Origin of the sequence: Buttiauxella ferragutiae (genome assembly GCF_022637515.1) — a bacterium.
Lineage (GTDB): Bacteria > Pseudomonadota > Gammaproteobacteria > Enterobacterales > Enterobacteriaceae > Buttiauxella > Buttiauxella ferragutiae.
On the sequence record NZ_CP093332.1, the window covers coordinates 319192 to 336783 of the forward strand.

Annotated in this window: 10 protein-coding genes; 6 read left to right on the forward strand and 4 right to left on the reverse strand. The window is 52.6% G+C overall.

Translation table 11 applies throughout. The features are described from left to right. Positions 1–13: 13 nt before the first annotated feature. From glgC to glgP, 3 genes are all read left to right on the forward strand, one after another. Positions 14–1297: a glucose-1-phosphate adenylyltransferase gene (gene glgC / locus MNO13_RS01395; RefSeq protein WP_064542737.1), complete on the forward strand. Its 1284-nt coding sequence runs from the start codon at positions 14–16 to the stop codon at positions 1295–1297. Positions 1298–1376: 79 nt separating this feature from the next. Then, positions 1377–2810 carry a glycogen synthase GlgA gene (glgA, locus tag MNO13_RS01400; RefSeq protein ID WP_064542740.1) on the forward strand — a complete coding sequence of 478 codons (1434 nt, stop codon included), beginning with the start codon at positions 1377–1379 and terminating at the stop codon, positions 2808–2810. 22 nt (positions 2811–2832) lie between these two features. After that, complete coding sequence (gene glgP, locus MNO13_RS01405) at positions 2833–5280, forward strand: glycogen phosphorylase (RefSeq protein WP_064542743.1); 2448 nt, start codon at positions 2833–2835, stop codon at positions 5278–5280. A gap of 227 nt (positions 5281–5507) precedes the next feature. Here the strand turns inward: glgP and MNO13_RS01410 are convergent, their stop codons facing one another. Genes MNO13_RS01410 through glpE form a run of 3 tightly spaced genes read right to left on the reverse strand, consistent with a single transcriptional unit; the run spans position 5508 to position 7503 of the window. Beyond that, positions 5508–6266 carry a DeoR/GlpR family transcriptional regulator gene (locus MNO13_RS01410; protein WP_064542747.1) on the reverse strand — a complete coding sequence of 253 codons (759 nt, stop codon included), beginning with the start codon at positions 6264–6266 and terminating at the stop codon, positions 5508–5510. Positions 6267–6288: 22 nt separating this feature from the next. Further along, positions 6289–7119 (reverse strand): rhomboid family intramembrane serine protease GlpG, encoded by an 831-nt coding sequence (gene glpG / locus MNO13_RS01415; RefSeq protein ID WP_064542750.1) that lies wholly within the window; start codon positions 7117–7119, stop codon positions 6289–6291. A gap of 54 nt (positions 7120–7173) precedes the next feature. After that, entirely contained in the window at positions 7174–7503 is a 330-nt protein-coding gene (glpE, locus tag MNO13_RS01420; RefSeq protein WP_064542753.1) for a thiosulfate sulfurtransferase GlpE, read from the reverse strand. 194 nt (positions 7504–7697) lie between these two features. Between glpE and glpD the strand changes: the two genes are divergently transcribed. After that, on the forward strand, positions 7698–9206 hold the full coding sequence (gene glpD, locus MNO13_RS01425; RefSeq protein ID WP_241939458.1) for a glycerol-3-phosphate dehydrogenase: 1509 nt from the start codon (positions 7698–7700) through the stop codon (positions 9204–9206). Positions 9207–9303: 97 nt separating this feature from the next. Here glpD and malT read toward each other — a convergent pair whose 3' ends face one another. Further along, a complete protein-coding gene (gene malT, locus MNO13_RS01430) occupies positions 9304–12012 on the reverse strand; it encodes an HTH-type transcriptional regulator MalT (protein ID WP_241939459.1) in 2709 nt (902 codons plus the stop codon). Positions 12013–12389: 377 nt separating this feature from the next. On the opposite strand from malT, the gene malP reads away from it, so the two are divergent. After that, positions 12390–14792, forward strand: a complete 2403-nt coding sequence (gene malP, locus MNO13_RS01435) for a maltodextrin phosphorylase (RefSeq protein ID WP_241939460.1) — start codon at positions 12390–12392, stop codon at positions 14790–14792. 8 nt (positions 14793–14800) lie between these two features. Next, the gene (gene malQ, locus MNO13_RS01440; protein WP_064542765.1) at positions 14801–16882 is read left to right on the forward strand and encodes a 4-alpha-glucanotransferase; all 2082 of its coding nucleotides are present in this window, start codon (positions 14801–14803) and stop codon (positions 16880–16882) included. Positions 16883–17592: the final 710 nt, after the last annotated feature.

Below are 17592 nucleotides of genomic sequence, written 5' to 3' on the forward strand. Positions count from 1 at the left end.
AAAGGAGTCAGTCATGGTTAAGCTTGATAAGAACGATCCTCTGATGTTGGCACGTCAACTGCCAAATAAATCCGTGGCCCTGATTCTGGCTGGTGGGCGCGGTACCCGATTGAAAGATTTGACCTCAACGCGCGCTAAGCCTGCCGTTCACTTTGGTGGCAAGTTCCGAATTATCGATTTTGCGTTGTCGAACTGCATTAACTCGGGTATTCGCCGCATCGGCGTGATTACCCAATATCAGTCACATACCTTGATTCAACATATCCAACGTGGCTGGTCGTTTTTCAGTGAAGAGATGAACGAGTTTGTGGATTTGCTCCCGGCACAGCAGCGTGTACACGGTGAAAACTGGTATCGCGGCACCGCCGATGCGGTGACACAAAACCTCGATATTATCCGCCGTTACAAAGCGGAATACGTGGTGATCCTCGCGGGCGACCATATCTACAAGCAAGATTACTCGCGCATGTTGATTGACCACGTAGAAAAAGGCGCACGCTGCACGGTGGCATGTATGCCAGTGCCGCTACATGAAGCCTCGGCGTTTGGCGTTATGGCGGTAGATAACGAAGAGAAAATCATTGAATTCGTTGAGAAACCGGCTAATCCGCCGTCGATGCCAGGTGATGACAGCAAAGCGCTCGCCAGTATGGGAATCTACGTTTTCGATGCTGATTACCTTTACGAACTGTTAGAGGCTGACGACAAAGACGACTCCTCAAGCCATGACTTCGGGAAAGATATTATCCCGAACGTGATGAAATCCGGCGTTGCTTTTGCCCATCCCTTCCCGCTTTCTTGCGTGCAGTCTGACCCGAATGCCGAGCCGTACTGGCGCGATGTCGGCACGCTGGAAGCTTACTGGAAAGCGAACCTCGATCTCGCCTCGGTGACACCAGAACTGGATATGTACGACCGGGATTGGCCGATCCGTACCCATATGGAGCCGCTGCCGCCCGCGAAATTTGTGCAAGACCGCTCCGGTAGCCATGGCATGACGCTGAACTCGCTGGTTTCCGGCGGCTGCATTATTTCTGGCTCAGTGGTGGTTCAGTCGGTGCTGTTCCCGCGCGTGCGTGTTAATTCGTTTTGTAACATTGACTCGTCAGTATTGTTGCCTGATGTCATCGTCGGGCGCTCCTGCCGTTTACGCCGTTGCATTATTGACCGCGCTTGTGTCATCCCGGAAGGCATGGTGGTTGGCGAAAATGCCGAAGAAGATGCTCGCCGTTTCTACCGCTCAGAAGAAGGTATTGTGCTGGTGACGCGCGAGATGCTTGCCAAATTGCATGGTTAATAAGTGAAGGAATGACCCACGCGCGGCGCGCCTGCTGTGACATTAAGAGCGCGCCACGACTTTCCATACGGGAGCGATAATGCAGGTCTTACATGTATGTTCTGAAATTTTTCCACTGCTGAAAACGGGTGGCCTGGCGGATGTGATTGGTGCGCTACCTGCGGCACAAATCGCAGGCGGCGTTGAGACGCGAGTCTTGCTGCCTGCTTTCCCTGACATTCGTCGTGGCATCGTTGACGCGCAAGTGGTCGCCCATCGCGACACCTTCGCGGGTCATATGACTTTGTTATATGGCCACTTCAACGGCGTGGGGATTTACCTCATTGACGCTCCACATTTATACGACCGACCGGGTAGCCCGTATCACGATACTAACCAGTTCGCGTACACCGACAACGTGCATCGTTTTGCGCTGTTGGGTTGGGTGGGGGCGGAAATGGCCTGTGGCCTGGATCCCTTCTGGCATCCGGATATTGTGCATGCGCATGACTGGCATGCGGGCCTGGTGCCAGCGTATCTGGAAGCGCGAGGGCGTCCGGCAAAGTCAGTCTTTACCGTGCACAACCTGGCTTATCAGGGGCTGTTTTTCGCTCATCATATGAATGAAATTGACCTGCCATGGTCGTTCTACGACATGAACGGCCTGGAGTTTAATGGTCAAATTTCGTACTTGAAAGCGGGCCTTTATTATGCTGATCATATTACGGCGGTCAGCCCGACCTATGCTCGCGAAATAACCGAGCCGCAATTTGCTTACGGTATGGAAGGGCTGTTGCGTCAGCGTCACCGTGAGGGGCGGTTGTCCGGCATCCTCAATGGCGTGGACGAAAAAATTTGGGACCCGGCCCATGACTTACTTCTGGCTTCACGCTATACCCGCGATACGCTGGAAGAAAAGGCGGAAAACAAACGCCAGTTGCAGGTGGCGATGGGGCTGAAAGTGAACGAGAAAGCGCCGCTGTTTGCGGTGGTGAGCCGTTTAACCAGCCAGAAAGGGTTGGATTTGGTGCTGGAGGCGTTGCCGGGTTTACTTGAGCAAGGTGGGCAACTGGCGTTGCTGGGAGCCGGTGACACCGTGATGCAGGAAGGTTTCCTGGCGGCTGCCGCGGAGCATCCGGGGCAAGTGGGCGTTCAGATCGGTTATCACGAAGCGTTCTCGCACCGGATTATGGGCGGAGCTGACGTGATACTGGTGCCAAGCCGTTTTGAACCTTGTGGTTTAACACAATTGTATGGTCTGAAGTATGGCACTTTGCCGCTGGTGCGGCGCACTGGTGGGCTTGCCGATACGGTTTCTGATAGCTCACTGGAAAACCTGGCTGACGGAATCGCCAGTGGATTTGTGTTTGAGGACAGTAATGCCTGGTCGTTGTTAAGAGCAATCAGGCGTGCCTTCGTGTTGTGGTCCCGCCCGTCGTTGTGGAGATTTGTCCAACGTCAGGCGATGGGCATGGATTTTAGCTGGCAGGTGGCGGCGCATTCCTACCGCGATCTGTACCAACGTTTGCTGTAGCCATCCACCAGGAATCACTGATATGAACGCACCATTTTCCTATTCGTCACCGACGCTGAGCATTGAGGCTTTAAAGCACTCAATCGCCTACAAACTGATGTTTACCGTTGGGAAAGACCCGGTTATCGCCAATAAGCATGAGTGGCTGAACGCCACGCTATTTGCGGTTCGTGACCGGTTGGTCGAACGCTGGCTGCGTTCCAACCGCGCTCAGCTTTCCCAGGAAGTTCGCCAGGTTTATTACCTGTCGATGGAATTTTTGATTGGCCGGACCCTTTCTAACGCGCTGCTTTCGTTAGGCATTTATGAAGATGTCAAAAATGCGCTGGAAGAGATGGGGCTGGATCTTGAAGAGTTGATAGACGAGGAGAACGACCCCGGCCTCGGTAATGGCGGGCTCGGTCGTCTTGCCGCCTGTTTTCTCGATTCATTAGCGACACTCGGTTTGCCTGGCCGTGGTTATGGCATTCGCTACGATTACGGCATGTTTAAACAGAACATTGTTGATGGTCGCCAGAAAGAATCACCGGACTACTGGCTCGAATACGGTAACCCGTGGGAATTCAAGCGCCACAACACACGCTACAAAGTTCGCTTTGGCGGGCGCGTGCAAATGGAAGCTAAAAAATTCCGCTGGGTAGAAACCGAAGAGATTCTGGCGGTAGCCTATGACCAGATAATCCCCGGCTACGATACTGATGCCACCAATACGCTGCGCCTGTGGAATGCGCAGGCGAGTAGCGAAATTAACCTCGGTAAGTTTAACCAGGGCGATTATTTCGCGGCGGTGGAAGACAAGAACCATTCAGAAAACGTTTCGCGAGTCCTTTATCCAGATGACTCGACCTATTCAGGCCGTGAGCTGCGTTTGCGTCAGGAATATTTCCTGGTGTCCTCTACCGTGCAGGACATTCTCAGCCGCCATTACCAGCTACATAAAACTTATGACAATCTGGCGGATAAAATCGCCATCCACCTCAATGACACGCACCCGGTATTGGCGATCCCTGAGCTGATGCGCTTGTTAATTGATGAGCATAAATTCAGTTGGGAAGATGCGTTTGAGGTTTGCTGCCAGGCATTCTCATACACCAACCACACGCTGATGAGTGAAGCACTGGAAACCTGGCCAGTGGACATGTTAGGCAAAATTTTGCCGCGCCACTTACAGATAATTTTCGAGATTAACGACTACTTCCTGAAAACCTTGCAGGAGCAACATCCGAACGATACCGAGCTGCTGGGGCGTACTTCGATTATTGATGAGTCGAACGGCCGTAAAGTCCGTATGGCGTGGCTTGCGGTTGTCGTCAGCCACAAAGTCAACGGTGTTTCGGAGCTGCACTCCAACTTAATGGTGCAGTCGCTGTTTGCCGATTTCGCCGCTATCTTCCCGATGCGTTTCTGCAATAAAACCAACGGTGTGACACCTCGTCGCTGGCTGGCTTTGGCGAACCCACCACTTTCAGAAGTGTTAGATAAAAATATTGGCCGCACCTGGCGTACTGATCTGAGCCAGCTGAACGAGATGAAGCAGCATATTGATTACCCAACTGTGCATCAGGATGTGCGTAAGGCGAAGCTGGCTAACAAGAAACGGCTGGCAAGTTACATCGGCCAGCATCTCAATGTGGTGGTGAACCCAAATGCGTTGTTTGATGTGCAAATCAAACGTATTCATGAGTACAAACGCCAGTTGATGAATGTGCTGCATGTGATTACGCGCTACAACCGCATTAAGGCAGACCCAACAGCCGATTGGGTACCGCGTGTGAACATCTTCGCCGGTAAAGCGGCGTCGGCGTACTACATGGCAAAACACATCATTCATCTCATCAACGATGTGGCGGCGGTGATCAACAACGATCCGGTGGTAAAGGATCGCCTGAAAGTGGTGTTTATCCCGAACTACAGCGTCAGTCTTGCGCAGATCATTATCCCAGCGGCGGATCTCTCGGAGCAGATTTCTCTGGCGGGAACGGAAGCTTCCGGCACCAGTAATATGAAGTTTGGTCTGAACGGCGCGCTGACGATTGGCACGCTGGATGGCGCAAACGTCGAAATGCTGGAGCACGTGGGTGCGGATAACATCTTTATCTTTGGTAATACGGCCGAAGAGGTCGAAACGCTACGGCGCGAAGGCTATAAGCCACGCGAGTATTATGAAAAGGATGAAGAACTGCATCAGGTGCTGACGCAAATTGGTACCGGGACTTTCAGCCCTGACGAACCTACACGTTACCGTGACCTGCTGGATTCACTGATTAACTTTGGTGACCACTATCAGGTATTGGCAGATTACCGCAGTTATGTAGATTGCCAGGATAGGGTAGATGAAGTGTATCGCCAGCAAGTAGAGTGGACTTTCCGTGTCATCCATAACATTGCCAACATGGGGTATTTCTCGTCTGACAGGACGATTCAGGAATACGCCGATGAGATTTGGCATATTAAGCCGGTGAGATTGTAATTATTCCCCTCACCCTAACCCTCTCCCCAAAGGGGCGAGGGGACTAGCCCGGTATTCCCCCTCTCCCCAAAGGGGCGAGGGGACTAGCTCGGTATTCCCCCTCTCCCAAAGGGGCGAGGGGACTAGCTCGGTATTCCCTCTCTCCCCAAAGGGGCGAGGGGGCTAGCCCGGTATTCCCCCTCTCCCTCAGGGAGAGGGACGGGGTGAGGGTTGTTCTCACGCAAATATCAACATAACTCCAGTTGCACATTGTTCTCAGCAATTACCTGCATCACGCCTGACGGTGGCATTACATCGGTATAAACCTGATCAACAAGGCTAATACTGCCGAGATTCACCATCGCATTGCGGCCAAATTTAGAATGGTCGACAACCAGCATCACGCAGCGTGAGTTTTCAATAATCGCGCGTTTGGTGCGTACTTCGTGGTAATCAAACTCCAGTAATGAGCCGTCGCCATCGATGCCGCTAATCCCCAGAATGCCGAAATCCAGCCTGAACTGAGAGATAAAATCGAGCGTTGCTTCGCCGATAATCCCGCCGTCTCGGCTGCGTAATTCACCGCCCGCCAGAATAATACGGAAATCCTCTTTCACCTTAAGCGTGTTCGCCACGTTCAGGTTATTGGTGACGATCCGTAAATTGCTGTGGTTGAGTAGCGCATGTGCCACCGCTTCCGGTGTGGTGCCGATATCAATAAACAGCGTGGCACCGTTGGGGATCTGGCTGGCAACTTTCTGGGCGATACGCTCTTTTTCCGCTGTCTGCGTCGCCTTACGATCATGCCACGGTGTATTCACGGAACTCGACGGTAACGCGGCGCCACCGTGATGGCGCATGATCAGGTTCTGGTCGGCCAGATCGTTCAGATCGCGACGAATGGTTTGTGGGCTAACCGCAAACTCTTCGACTAACTCTTCAGTGCTGACATAGCCCTGTTTTTTAACCAGTTCGACAATGGCATCATGACGTTGTGTTTGCTTCACGCTGTTTTATTCTCCTGAAATGCTATGTTCGTTTTCGCGCGTGTAGGGTATCAACCAGCGCCATCGCAAGCCCGACAACCAGGCCGGTAATATGCGCGGCGTTGGCGATCGACATTCCTAAAACATCGAAAAATCCTATTACAATCCACAGAACAGCAAAGGCTAACAGGCCGCGCTGCATATAGATGCCGCTGTCCGGGTCGCGTTCGCCGCGCAGCCAGACATAGCCCATTAGCGCATAAACCACACCCGACAAACCACCAAACAGTGGGCCGCCAAATTTCGCCTGTACAAAGCCGCTCAACAGCGCAGAAACCAGCGTCAGGGTAATGAGTTTGCCGCTACCGAGACGCTTTTCGAGCGGGCCACCGAGATACCACCACCACAACAAGTTAAACGCAATATGCATGATAGAGAAGTGCATCAACGCATGGCTGAAATAGCGCCACAGTTCATAGTCCAAACTCTCTTTATACGGCCACGCCAGCCACACCATCACCGCTCGGTCGCCCATCACCTGCATCATTAGGTAAACCAGCACACAGGCGGCCATGATAACCATGGTGAACGGGCCAGCTTTTTGCGTAATAGTCGCGAGGAAAGGATAGCGCTGGTACTGCAAACCGCTACCGGTATGACCGGTATTCCAGCTTGCTGCGAGGTAACGCGAATCACCCGGGTTTGCGAGGAATTGTTCAAGCTCAGCACGAACATGGGATTCCTGGCTGTCGTTTGCCAGCCAGATATCCGTTTGTTCGTGTTGTTGAATAGTGAGGATAATCCCCTGCGTCGCCATATAGTCGACAAATGCCTGCGCGACTCGCGGGTTGGCAAACGAGGTAATCATGATCATAAGGTTTCAGCCAAATCCATACAAAAGGAAGCAGTATACCTCTAACGCAGCAATTTAAGACGCGCCGTGCGCGACTTCAGCCGGGAAATGGCGATGCCAGGCGTCAAAACCCCCGTCGACGCTATACACCTGGTCGTAACCTTGCTGCAGCAGATATTGCGCTGCCCCTTTGCTGCTATTGCCGTGATAGCACATCACCAGCACCGGCGTTTCAAAATCGGTTTGTTGCATAAAAGCCACCAGACGATCGTTAGTCAGATGAAACGCGCCCGGCGTATGGCCCATCGCAAAGCTTTGTGGATCGCGGATATCAACTAACACAGCGTGTTTTTGCTGCAACTTCTGGTGCGCTTCTTCCACACCAATACACTCAAAAGTTTCCATGGTTATGCTCGTCATAATATTGAATCGGCTTGCGCCATATTAAGGGAATCTGCCCTCTGGCCGCTGATATTAACGCCATTATGTTATCCATATCACGCAGTAATGTTTTTTTTTCGTTACAAAGCGCGCACGGACTTGCTAGTATGAGCGATAACGAACATATTTGAACTTTAACGAAAGTGCGTGAGGGTGACATGGAAACTAAAGATCTGATTGTGATTGGCGGAGGAATTAACGGGGCAGGTATCGCCGCTGACGCCGCAGGCCGTGGTTTATCTGTGTTGATGCTTGAAGCGCAAGATCTGGCGAGTGCCACCTCTTCAAACAGCTCGAAATTGATTCACGGTGGCTTGCGTTACCTTGAGCATTACGAATTTCGTCTGGTGAGTGAAGCCTTAGCCGAGCGCGAAGTGCTGCTGAACATGGCTCCTCATATCGCTTTCCCGATGCGTTTTCGTCTGCCACACCGCCCGCATCTACGCCCGGCATGGATGATTCGTATTGGTCTGTTTATGTACGACCATCTCGGTAAACGTACTAGTTTGCCTGCGTCCACCGGTTTGCGTTTTGGTGCAGATTCAGTTCTAAAATCGAATATTGTGCGCGGTTTCGAATATTCCGACTGTTGGGTTGATGATGCGCGCCTGGTTTTAGCCAACGCGCAGATGGTGACGCGTGAAGGCGGTGAGGTGAAAACCCGTACCCGCGCAACCCGCGCTCGCCGTGAAAACGGCCTGTGGGTTGTTGAAGCACAAGATATTGATACCGGTGAAACGTTCACCTGGCGTGCTCGCGGTCTGGTGAACGCCACTGGCCCGTGGGTGAAAAACTTCTTTGACGACGGCCTGCAACTGCCTTCGCCATACGGCATCCGCCTGATTAAAGGCAGCCATATTGTGGTGCCACGTGTGCATAACCAGAAGCAGGCTTACATTCTGCAAAACGAAGATAAGCGCATCGTGTTTGTCATTCCGTGGATGGATGAGTTCTCCATTATTGGCACCACTGATGTGGAATATAAGGGTGACCCGAAAGACGTCCACATTGATGACAATGAAATTAACTACTTGTTAGATGCCTACAACGCGCACTTTAAAAAGACGCTAAGCCGCGACGACATCGTCTGGACTTACTCCGGCGTGCGTCCGCTGTGTGATGATGAGTCAGATTCACCGCAAGCTATCACCCGTGATTACACCCTCGATATTCATGATGAGCAGGGCAAAGCGCCACTGTTGTCAGTGTTTGGCGGCAAACTCACCACTTACCGTAAGCTCGCAGAACACGCACTGGATAAACTGAAAGGCTACTACCCAAAAATGGGGCCAGCATGGACTAAAGGCAGTACCTTGCCGGGTGGCGATATTAACGGTGACCGTGATGATTACGCCGCTCAACTGCGCCGCCGTTACCCGTTCCTGACAGAAAACCTGGCGCGTCGTTTCTCACGTACTTATGGCAGTAACAGCGACTTGATTCTGGGCCGTGCAACCAGCGTCACTGAGTTGGGTGAAGATTTCGGTCATGAGTTTTATGAAGCGGAATTACGTTACCTGGTGGAGCATGAGTGGGTGCGTGGCGTTGATGATGCTATTTGGCGTCGTACCAAATTAGGGATGTGGTTGAGCGAAGAACAGCAGGCGCGGGTGGCGCAGTGGCTGGTAAAGCGGGGCGGTAGGGCGAAGTTGTCTTTGGCATCGTGATGTTAATGGTGGATGACGCTCGCGCTTATCCACCCTACAACACCTTTCCCGTAGGGCGGATAAGCGTAGGCGTCATCCGCCAGTTTTATTTCAGAAGCTAAACCCCATACCCCATCATCTTCAGTAATTTCTGCGCATGTAACACCGCATCCTGGCGATGTGCGACACCGAGCTTCTGATACAAATTTCGAATGTGCGTTTTAATCGTCGTGGCTGCTACATCCAGCTCACCGGCGATTTGCTCATTGCTGTAGCCTGAATAAATCAGCCCCAACACTTGCCATTCGCGTTGTGTCAGTGGACTGGTGCGAATAAGCTCCGGCACTTCAGGGTGCGTCAATAAACGGCTAACAAAGTTCTCATCGAAATGGGCGAACTTATGGCGATGATGCTGGTTAATCTCACGCAAAATGCGCTGCGCACGATGTTGATCAAGTTCAGGTAGCGTATTGAGTTGAATCAACTGGCGTAATTGTTGCGCCATCGCTTCGCCCTCAATCACAAAGTGGCTGATAAAACCGGTGCGGTTAGCCAACGCTAGCGCTTCCAGTAACACGCGCTGAGCATCACTTTTACGCCCGGCCTGCCAGTACAGCTGGTTTAACAGCAGCAGGTTACGGTTAAGATCGCTCATCAAACGCAGGCCGCGAGCATTTTCGTTTAACTCTTCCAGCACCATTTCGGCGGGCTCGAAATCACTCAGTAAAATCTGCGCTCGTGCAATATTGCGCCACTGGCTTTGCAGGAAATGGTTATTGGCAAACTCGGGTTTCGGCGTCAGGCGTAACCAGTTGGCGGCAGATTGTTTATCACCGGTCATTTGCCAGTAAATCACCCGCACTTTGTCAGCGTTGGATACCCAATCGCTGTGGAATGAGCCATTGCCCAATAAGTTTTCCAGGCGGTTCAGGTGATTACGGGCGTTATCCAGATCCCCTCGCGCCAGCGAGCATTGCACTAACAACGCCATGCATTGTAATTGCTGCTGCGGCTGGTAACCGGAAAGTACTTCCAGTCCCATGCGTGTTGATGCTTCGGCTTCGTCGAGCCGCGACCACGCCCACAGCAATTGTGCGCGAATGCGTAGCAGAAATTCGTGGAGCGGGAGTTGCTCAAGGTGCTGCTCTTCAATCAATGCGAAGGCTTTCTCTTGTGCTTCCCAGGCTGACTGCAGGAAACCTTGCGCCAGTAAAATCTCGCTTTGCTGGCATAAACCCCATAACGCGTAATGCCACATATCGTGGCGACGTGCCATTTGTTCGGTTTGCTGCATCACAGAAAGCGATTTAGTCAGCTCACCTTTGCAATGCAACACTTCGCCGTGGACCGACGTCGCGACAATACGGCTGTAGAAACTGGCCAGCGGTAGTGTGTCCAGGGAGATCATTGCCAGCCGTTCGGCTTCTTCCGGATTGCCGTCGTTAATCGCCACCTGGGCACGTAACGCATTGAATTCACCGTGCATGGTTTCATCCATTACGACATTCATTTCCTGCTCGGCACGCGCCAACAACATGTTCACTTCGCTATAGCGATGCTGGCTTTGCATCAGCCACGCTTGCAGCAAAACAAGTTTTGGATTTTCCAGCAGGCTTTCCCACGGTAACGCTTTTAAAGATTCTTCCAGCAACGCTAGTTCGCTGTGGTTAAACAGCGCCCAGGCGTGAGTGAGCAAAATATCGCGCAGCAGGCTGGCGTCGCCTGCGGCCAGAGCATGGTGAATGGCTTCGCTTGGGAAACCCTGCGCCATCCAGCTTTCTGCTGCGGCACGATGGATTTCCGGGAGCTCAGTCGCCAGTTCCCACTGGCAACGCTGGCGCAAGAAATTGCCAAACAGCGGATGGAAACGGAACCACTCGCCGCTGTCATCCATGCGTTGAATGAATAACCCCTGACGTTCGGTTTCTTCGAGGCGCATCTGGCCGTTTTCCTCACCCGTGACACGCACAATCAACGCGTCATTCATCGAACGCAGAATCGAGCTGCGCAGCAGGAAGTTACGGGTTTGGGGATCGACATTATCCAGCACTTCATCGGCCAGATAATCAGACAAATGGCTGGCGTTAATCCCCGAAAGCCGACGTGCAGAATGCTGTGCTGAGGAGTTACTGCTTTGCCGTGCGGAAAGCGCAATAAGTTGCAGCGCGGTCGCCCAACCGGCGACGTCATCACACAGGCTATTGCTCTCGGTATGTTCGAGTGGTGAATTGAGCCGATGGTCGAAAAACTGTTTCGCTTCATTATGGGTAAAAGCGAGTTGTTGGCTGCCGATTTCCAGCAGTTGATCGCGCACACGCAAATTGGCGATGCCGAGCTGTGGCAAATTACGCGACAGTACCAGCAGCGTCAGGTTTTCTGGCTGGTGGCGGATGAAAAAGCGCATCGCTTCGTGAATAACCGGGTTGGTAATCAGATGGTAATCATCAATCACCAGGAACAGCGGGCGATGCCACTCCACCATTTCAATGAATAGTTGTGCGAACAGAGCCGTTAAGCTCGAGTACTGGCGTTTTTGCACCATCACTTCGCTGGTCACACAATGACCGGACGTTGCTTGCTGAATGGCCGCTATCAAATAGCTGGCAAAACGTTCTTGCTGGTTATCACTCTCATCCAGAGAGTACCAACCGAGCTCTTTCTTCCCTGCTGCCCATTGAGAAACAAGGGTCGTTTTCCCATAACCCGCCGGGCTGGTTATCAGTGCCACACGATAATTATTGGCTGTTGATAATTTCATCAATAGCCGGTCGCGGACCACTGTATTTTCCAGACGTACTGGACGACTTAATTTGGAGGGGATCAGCATGGGTCTACCACTTCACTGTGTAAGAAATATGTACGAATGTGATTTTTTTTACGCTTCGTAATTAATACTTACTACAAAGTCGACCAGTTTGCGGGTTATTGCAAGATTGTTGAGGGTTTGAGGCGTTGTAAGTTGCTCCTGGTCACAAATCTATTGATTAGATGAATTCAATTGTGAAATGTCGGTGTCTGAAGTGAAAACCCAGAGCTGGTGGGCGTTTCAGCTAACAGCGGCTCACTTTTAGTGGCAGCGGTCACATTTTTAGCTACTCCCCGCGACTCCTCCCTCCGTAATGCCCCTCAGGAGGAGGAATTAGCCCAGGCCACCCGTCACACTAGCGGGTAATGAAATTAGAACATCACAGGACCCGAGCCCCTATGTCACAGACGACCTTCAATAAAGCACAATTTCAGGCTGCACTGACACGTCAGTGGCAGCGATATGGGCTGCATTCAGCCGCCGAAATGACCCCGCAACAATGGTGGCATGCTGTCAGCGGTGCGCTGGCAGAATTACTGGCCGCGCAGCCGGTGGCGAAACCTGAAAAAAATCAGCGTCACGTTAACTACATCTCGATGGAGTTTTTGATTGGTCGCCTGACAGGTAACAACCTGCTGAACCTGGGCTGGTATCAGGAAGTAGCGGATGAACTGAAAGCGTTTGATATCAACCTGAGCGATTTGCTGGAAGCAGAAACCGATCCGGCATTAGGTAACGGTGGCTTAGGGCGCCTGGCAGCGTGTTTCCTGGATTCCATGGCCACCGTCGGCCAGTCGGCGATTGGTTACGGCCTGAATTACCAGTACGGTCTGTTCCGTCAATCCTTCAAAGATGGGCAGCAGATGGAAGCGCCGGACGACTGGCATCGCGGCAGCTATCCCTGGTTCCAGCACAACTCCGCACTCGACGTGCAAGTGGGTGTTGGCGGTAAAGTGGTTAAAGACGGCAAAACCGTGCGCTGGGAACCGGCGTTTATCTTCCACGGTGAAGCCTGGGATTTGCCGGTGGTTGGCTACCGTAATGGCGTAGCGCAACCGCTGCGTTTGTGGCAGGCGAAACACGCCCATCCATTTGATTTAACTAAATTCAACGACGGCGATTTCCTGAAAGCAGAACAACAGGGTATCGACGCTGAAAAACTGACCAAAGTGCTGTACCCGAACGACAACCACCTGAACGGCAAGAAACTGCGCCTGATGCAGCAGTATTTCCAGTGCGCATGTTCGGTGGGCGATATTTTACGCCGCCACCATTTGGCTGGCCGCAAGCTTGCAGAACTGGCTGATTATGAAGTGATTCAGCTTAACGATACCCACCCGACTATCGCCATTCCAGAACTGCTGCGTGTGCTTATCGACGAGCACCAGATGAACTGGGACGACGCATGGGCCATCACCAGCAAAACCTTTGCTTACACCAACCACACGTTGATGCCTGAAGCGCTGGAATGTTGGGACGAGAAACTGGTGAAAGCGTTGCTACCGCGCCATATGCAGATCATCAACGAAATCAACACCCGCTTTAAGAAACTGGTGGATAAAACCTGGCCGGGCGATGAAGCGGTGTGGGCGAAACTGGCGGTGGTGCATAACAAACAAGTTCGCATGGCGAACATGTGCGTGGTCAGTGGCTTTGCAGTGAATGGTGTTGCCGCGTTGCACTCAGATTTGGTGGTTAAAGATCTGTTCCCGGAATATCACCAACTGTGGCCGAACAAATTCCATAACGTCACCAATGGCATTACACCACGCCGCTGGATTAAACAGTGCAACCCGGCACTGGCGGCATTGCTCGATAAAAAGCTCAAGAAAGAGTGGGCTAACAATCTCGACGTGCTGGAAGGGCTGGAAAAATACGCCGACGACGCGAAATTCCGCAAAGAATACCGCGATATCAAATACCAGAACAAAGTGAAGCTGGCGGCGTTTGTGAAAGCGCGTACCGGCATCGTGATAAGCCCGGATGCGTTGTTCGACGTGCAAATCAAACGCCTGCACGAATACAAACGCCAGCACCTGAATTTGCTGCATATTCTGGCGCAGTACAAAGAAATCCGCGAGAACCCAACAGCCGCCCGCGTACCACGTGTGTATCTGTTCGGCGCGAAAGCAGCACCGGGTTACTACCTGGCGAAAAACATTATCTTTGCCATTAACAAAGTGGCACAGGCTATCAATAACGATCCGATCGTTGGCGATCGGTTGAAAGTGGTATTCCTGCCGGATTACTGCGTTTCTGCGGCGGAAGTGATGATCCCGGCGGCGGATATTTCTGAGCAAATCTCAACTGCGGGTAAAGAAGCTTCTGGTACCGGCAACATGAAACTGGCGCTCAATGGCGCGTTGACAGTCGGTACGCTGGACGGTGCAAACGTCGAAATCGCCGAGAAAGTCGGTGAGGAAAACATCTTTATCTTCGGCCATACCGTGGAAGAAGTGAAAGCGCTGAAAGCCAAAGGCTACGACCCGGTGAAATGGCGTAAGAAAGACAAAGTATTGGATGCGGTGCTCAAAGAGCTGGAGAAGGGCATTTACAGCGACGGCGACAAACATGCCTTTGACCAGATGCTGCACAGCATCGGCAAACAAGGCGGCGACCCGTATTTAGTGATGGCTGATTTCACGACGTATGCGGAAGCGCAAAAACTCGCGGATGCACTGTATCTCGACCAGGATGCCTGGACACGCGCCGCCATTCTTAACACGGCACGTTGCGGGATGTTCAGCTCCGACCGCTCGATCCGTGATTATCAGCAACGTATCTGGCAGGCAAAACGCTAAGGGAACGCATGGACAGCAAACGTCTTGATAACGCCGCTCTTGAGGCGGGAATTAGCCCAAACTACATTAACGCCCACGGCAAACCACAGGCTATTCCTGCGGATACCAAGCTGCGTTTGCTGGAAGCCATGAGCCGTCCCACCACCTTGAAAAAGGTGGCGGTGACGCCAGTGCCAAATGTGCTGGTGTTTACCTCCGGCTCGCGTTTGGCAACACTGCTGGAAGGCAACGGCGATTACACCTGGCAACTGACCGCCGAAGATGGCAAGCAGCATAAAGGGCATGCTCTGGCTGGCAAAAAGCTGGTGCTACCTGCTGCACTGCCGGAAGGCTATCACGACCTGACAGTCAGCCAGAATGAGCATCACTGGCAATGCCGGGTGATTGTTGCGCCAAAGCGTTGTTATGAACCTGCCGCACTGATGCAGGATGAAAAGCTGTGGGGCGCGTGTGTGCAACTCTACACCTTACGTTCCGCGCATAACTGGGGCATTGGTGATTTCGGCGATTTGCAGCGCATGCTGGTGGATGTCGCGAAGCGGGGCGGGGCGTTTATCGGCCTGAATCCTATTCATGCGCTGTATCCTGCGAATCCAGAAAGTGCCAGCCCGTATAGCCCGTCATCGCGCCGTTGGTTGAACGTGATTTATATCGACGTGAACGCGGTGGATGATTTCTTGCTGAGTGATGAAGCGCAAGACTGGTGGAAAATGCCGGTCACGCAGCAAATGCTGAGTGAAGCCCGTGACGCGCAGTGGGTAGATTATTCAACCGTCACCGTACTGAAAATGGCCGCGCTGCGGATGGCGTGGAAGCAGTTTTCACGGCGCGGTGCGCGTGACGAACACGTTGTTTCATTCCAGAAGTTTGTGCAGGAAGGCGGCGATAGCCTGTATTACCAGGCAGCATTCGATGCGCTACATGCATATCAGGTCAAAGAAGATGAAATGCGTTGGGGCTGGCCGGTCTGGCCGGAAGGTTTCCGCGACGCGCATAACCCAGAAGTTAAAGCTTTCTGCACCGAACACAGTGACGAAGTGAATTTCTATCTGTGGCTGCAATTCCTGGCTTACACCCAGTTTGAAGCGTGCTGGCAAACCAGCCAGGGTTTCAAGATGCCGATTGGTTTGTATCGTGACCTGGCGGTTGGTGTGGCAGAAGGCGGCTCGGAAACCTGGTGTGACCGTGAACTCTATTGCCTGAAAGCCTCGGTGGGTGCGCCACCAGATATTCTTGGCCCGCTCGGCCAGAACTGGGGTTTACCACCGATGGACCCGCATGTGATTGCGGCGCGTGCCTATCAGCCGTTTATCGAACTGCTGCGTTCGAACATGACTAGCTGCGGTGCACTGCGTATCGACCATGTTATGTCGATGCTGCGTTTGTGGTGGATCCCGTATGGCGAAACCGCGGATAAAGGCGCTTACGTGCATTATCCGGTGGACGATTTGCTGTCGATCCTCGCGCTGGAAAGTAAGCGTCATAACTGCATGGTGATCGGTGAAGATCTGGGAACCGTGCCGGTGGAGATCGTCGGCAAGCTGCGCGACAGCGGAGTTTATTCGTACAAAGTGCTCTATTTCGAGCATGACAACGAAAAGCAGTTCCGCGCGCCAAAAGCGTGGCCGAAGCAGTCAATGGCGGTTGCTACGACTCACGATTTACCGACACTGCGCGGTTACTGGGAAAGCGGTGATTTGACGCTGGGTAAAACGCTTGGCCTGTATCCTGATGAAGAGATGTTGACTGAGCTGTATCAGGATCGCGAACGTGCCAAACAAGGTTTGCTGGAGGGCCTGCATAAGTACGGTTGTCTACCTAAACGCGCAGGGCATAAAGCCTCGTTGATGGCGATGACGGCAACGCTTAATCGCGGGATGCAGCGTTATATTGCCGACAGCAACAGCGCGTTGTTGGGGCTACAACCGGAAGACTGGATTGGCGTGGCCGAACCGGTGAATATTCCGGGCACCAGTTATCAGTACAAAAACTGGCGGCGCAAGTTATCGACCTCGCTTGAGGCGATGTTCGCAGACGAAGAAGTGAATAAGTTGCTGAAGGATTTGGATAAGCGGCGTAAGAAACGGTGAAGGTGTAATACGCCCTCACTCTAACTCTCTCCCGAGTCCAGTCTCTTATACACAACTCGCCCTGGCAATCTTGTCGGGGCGAGATCTGTAAGCCTCGCTGATTTTCCGTTCACCCGTGCGTTCAGTTATCTCTTTAATTACAGAAAACGGTGAACGTATCAAGGGGTTAACGCCAACCCCTTGATAATCCAGGCGCCCGGCAAATCAATCGCCGCGAAAGCGGTAAACACCGTTTTTCACCCAACATTCGGGGTCGTTCGCGATTCGTTCCCGACGATCGCTCTCTCACGTGGTTCCCGACCACGTGACCCCGACTGAAGGGTAAAAAACGGCGCGATTGAAGCCGGGAACAAGGTCAAAACCGCTCTGGCTTTTGACTTTGACCTTGAATTTCGGGTCCGGCTTAAATCGCCTCCATTTTGACTCCAGGTGGCAGGGTCCAGCCGTCGGGAACGGCTGGAGGGCGCGATCGTCGGGAACGAATCGCAACCGACCCTGACACGGAGGCAAAATGGAGGTTTACCGCTTGCGGCGATTTATTTGCCGGGAGTCCGGGTTCTTAGGGTGGCGACGGTGGCCACCCTAAGACGTTCACCAGTTCGGTAGCGACATAAATACACTTTCGTTTGGTGAACGGAACCTTCTCCGAATTGGCAAGAACTGCCCTTCAAAATTGCGTATAAGAGACAGCCCAGAAGAGGGAACTTTCT

Coding starts and splice junctions, on each gene's coding strand:
- glgC (WP_064542737.1), top strand. CDS start 14: ATGGTTAAGCTTGATAAGAACGATCCTCTGATGTTGGCACGTCAACTG.
- glgA (WP_064542740.1), top strand. CDS start 1,377: ATGCAGGTCTTACATGTATGTTCTGAAATTTTTCCACTGCTGAAAACG.
- glgP (WP_064542743.1), top strand. CDS start 2,833: ATGAACGCACCATTTTCCTATTCGTCACCGACGCTGAGCATTGAGGCT.
- glpG (WP_064542750.1), bottom strand. CDS start 7,119: ATGATCATGATTACCTCGTTTGCCAACCCGCGAGTCGCGCAGGCATTT.
- glpE (WP_064542753.1), bottom strand. CDS start 7,503: ATGGAAACTTTTGAGTGTATTGGTGTGGAAGAAGCGCACCAGAAGTTG.
- glpD (WP_241939458.1), top strand. CDS start 7,698: ATGGAAACTAAAGATCTGATTGTGATTGGCGGAGGAATTAACGGGGCA.
- malT (WP_241939459.1), bottom strand. CDS start 12,012: ATGCTGATCCCCTCCAAATTAAGTCGTCCAGTACGTCTGGAAAATACA.
- malP (WP_241939460.1), top strand. CDS start 12,390: ATGTCACAGACGACCTTCAATAAAGCACAATTTCAGGCTGCACTGACA.
- malQ (WP_064542765.1), top strand. CDS start 14,801: ATGGACAGCAAACGTCTTGATAACGCCGCTCTTGAGGCGGGAATTAGC.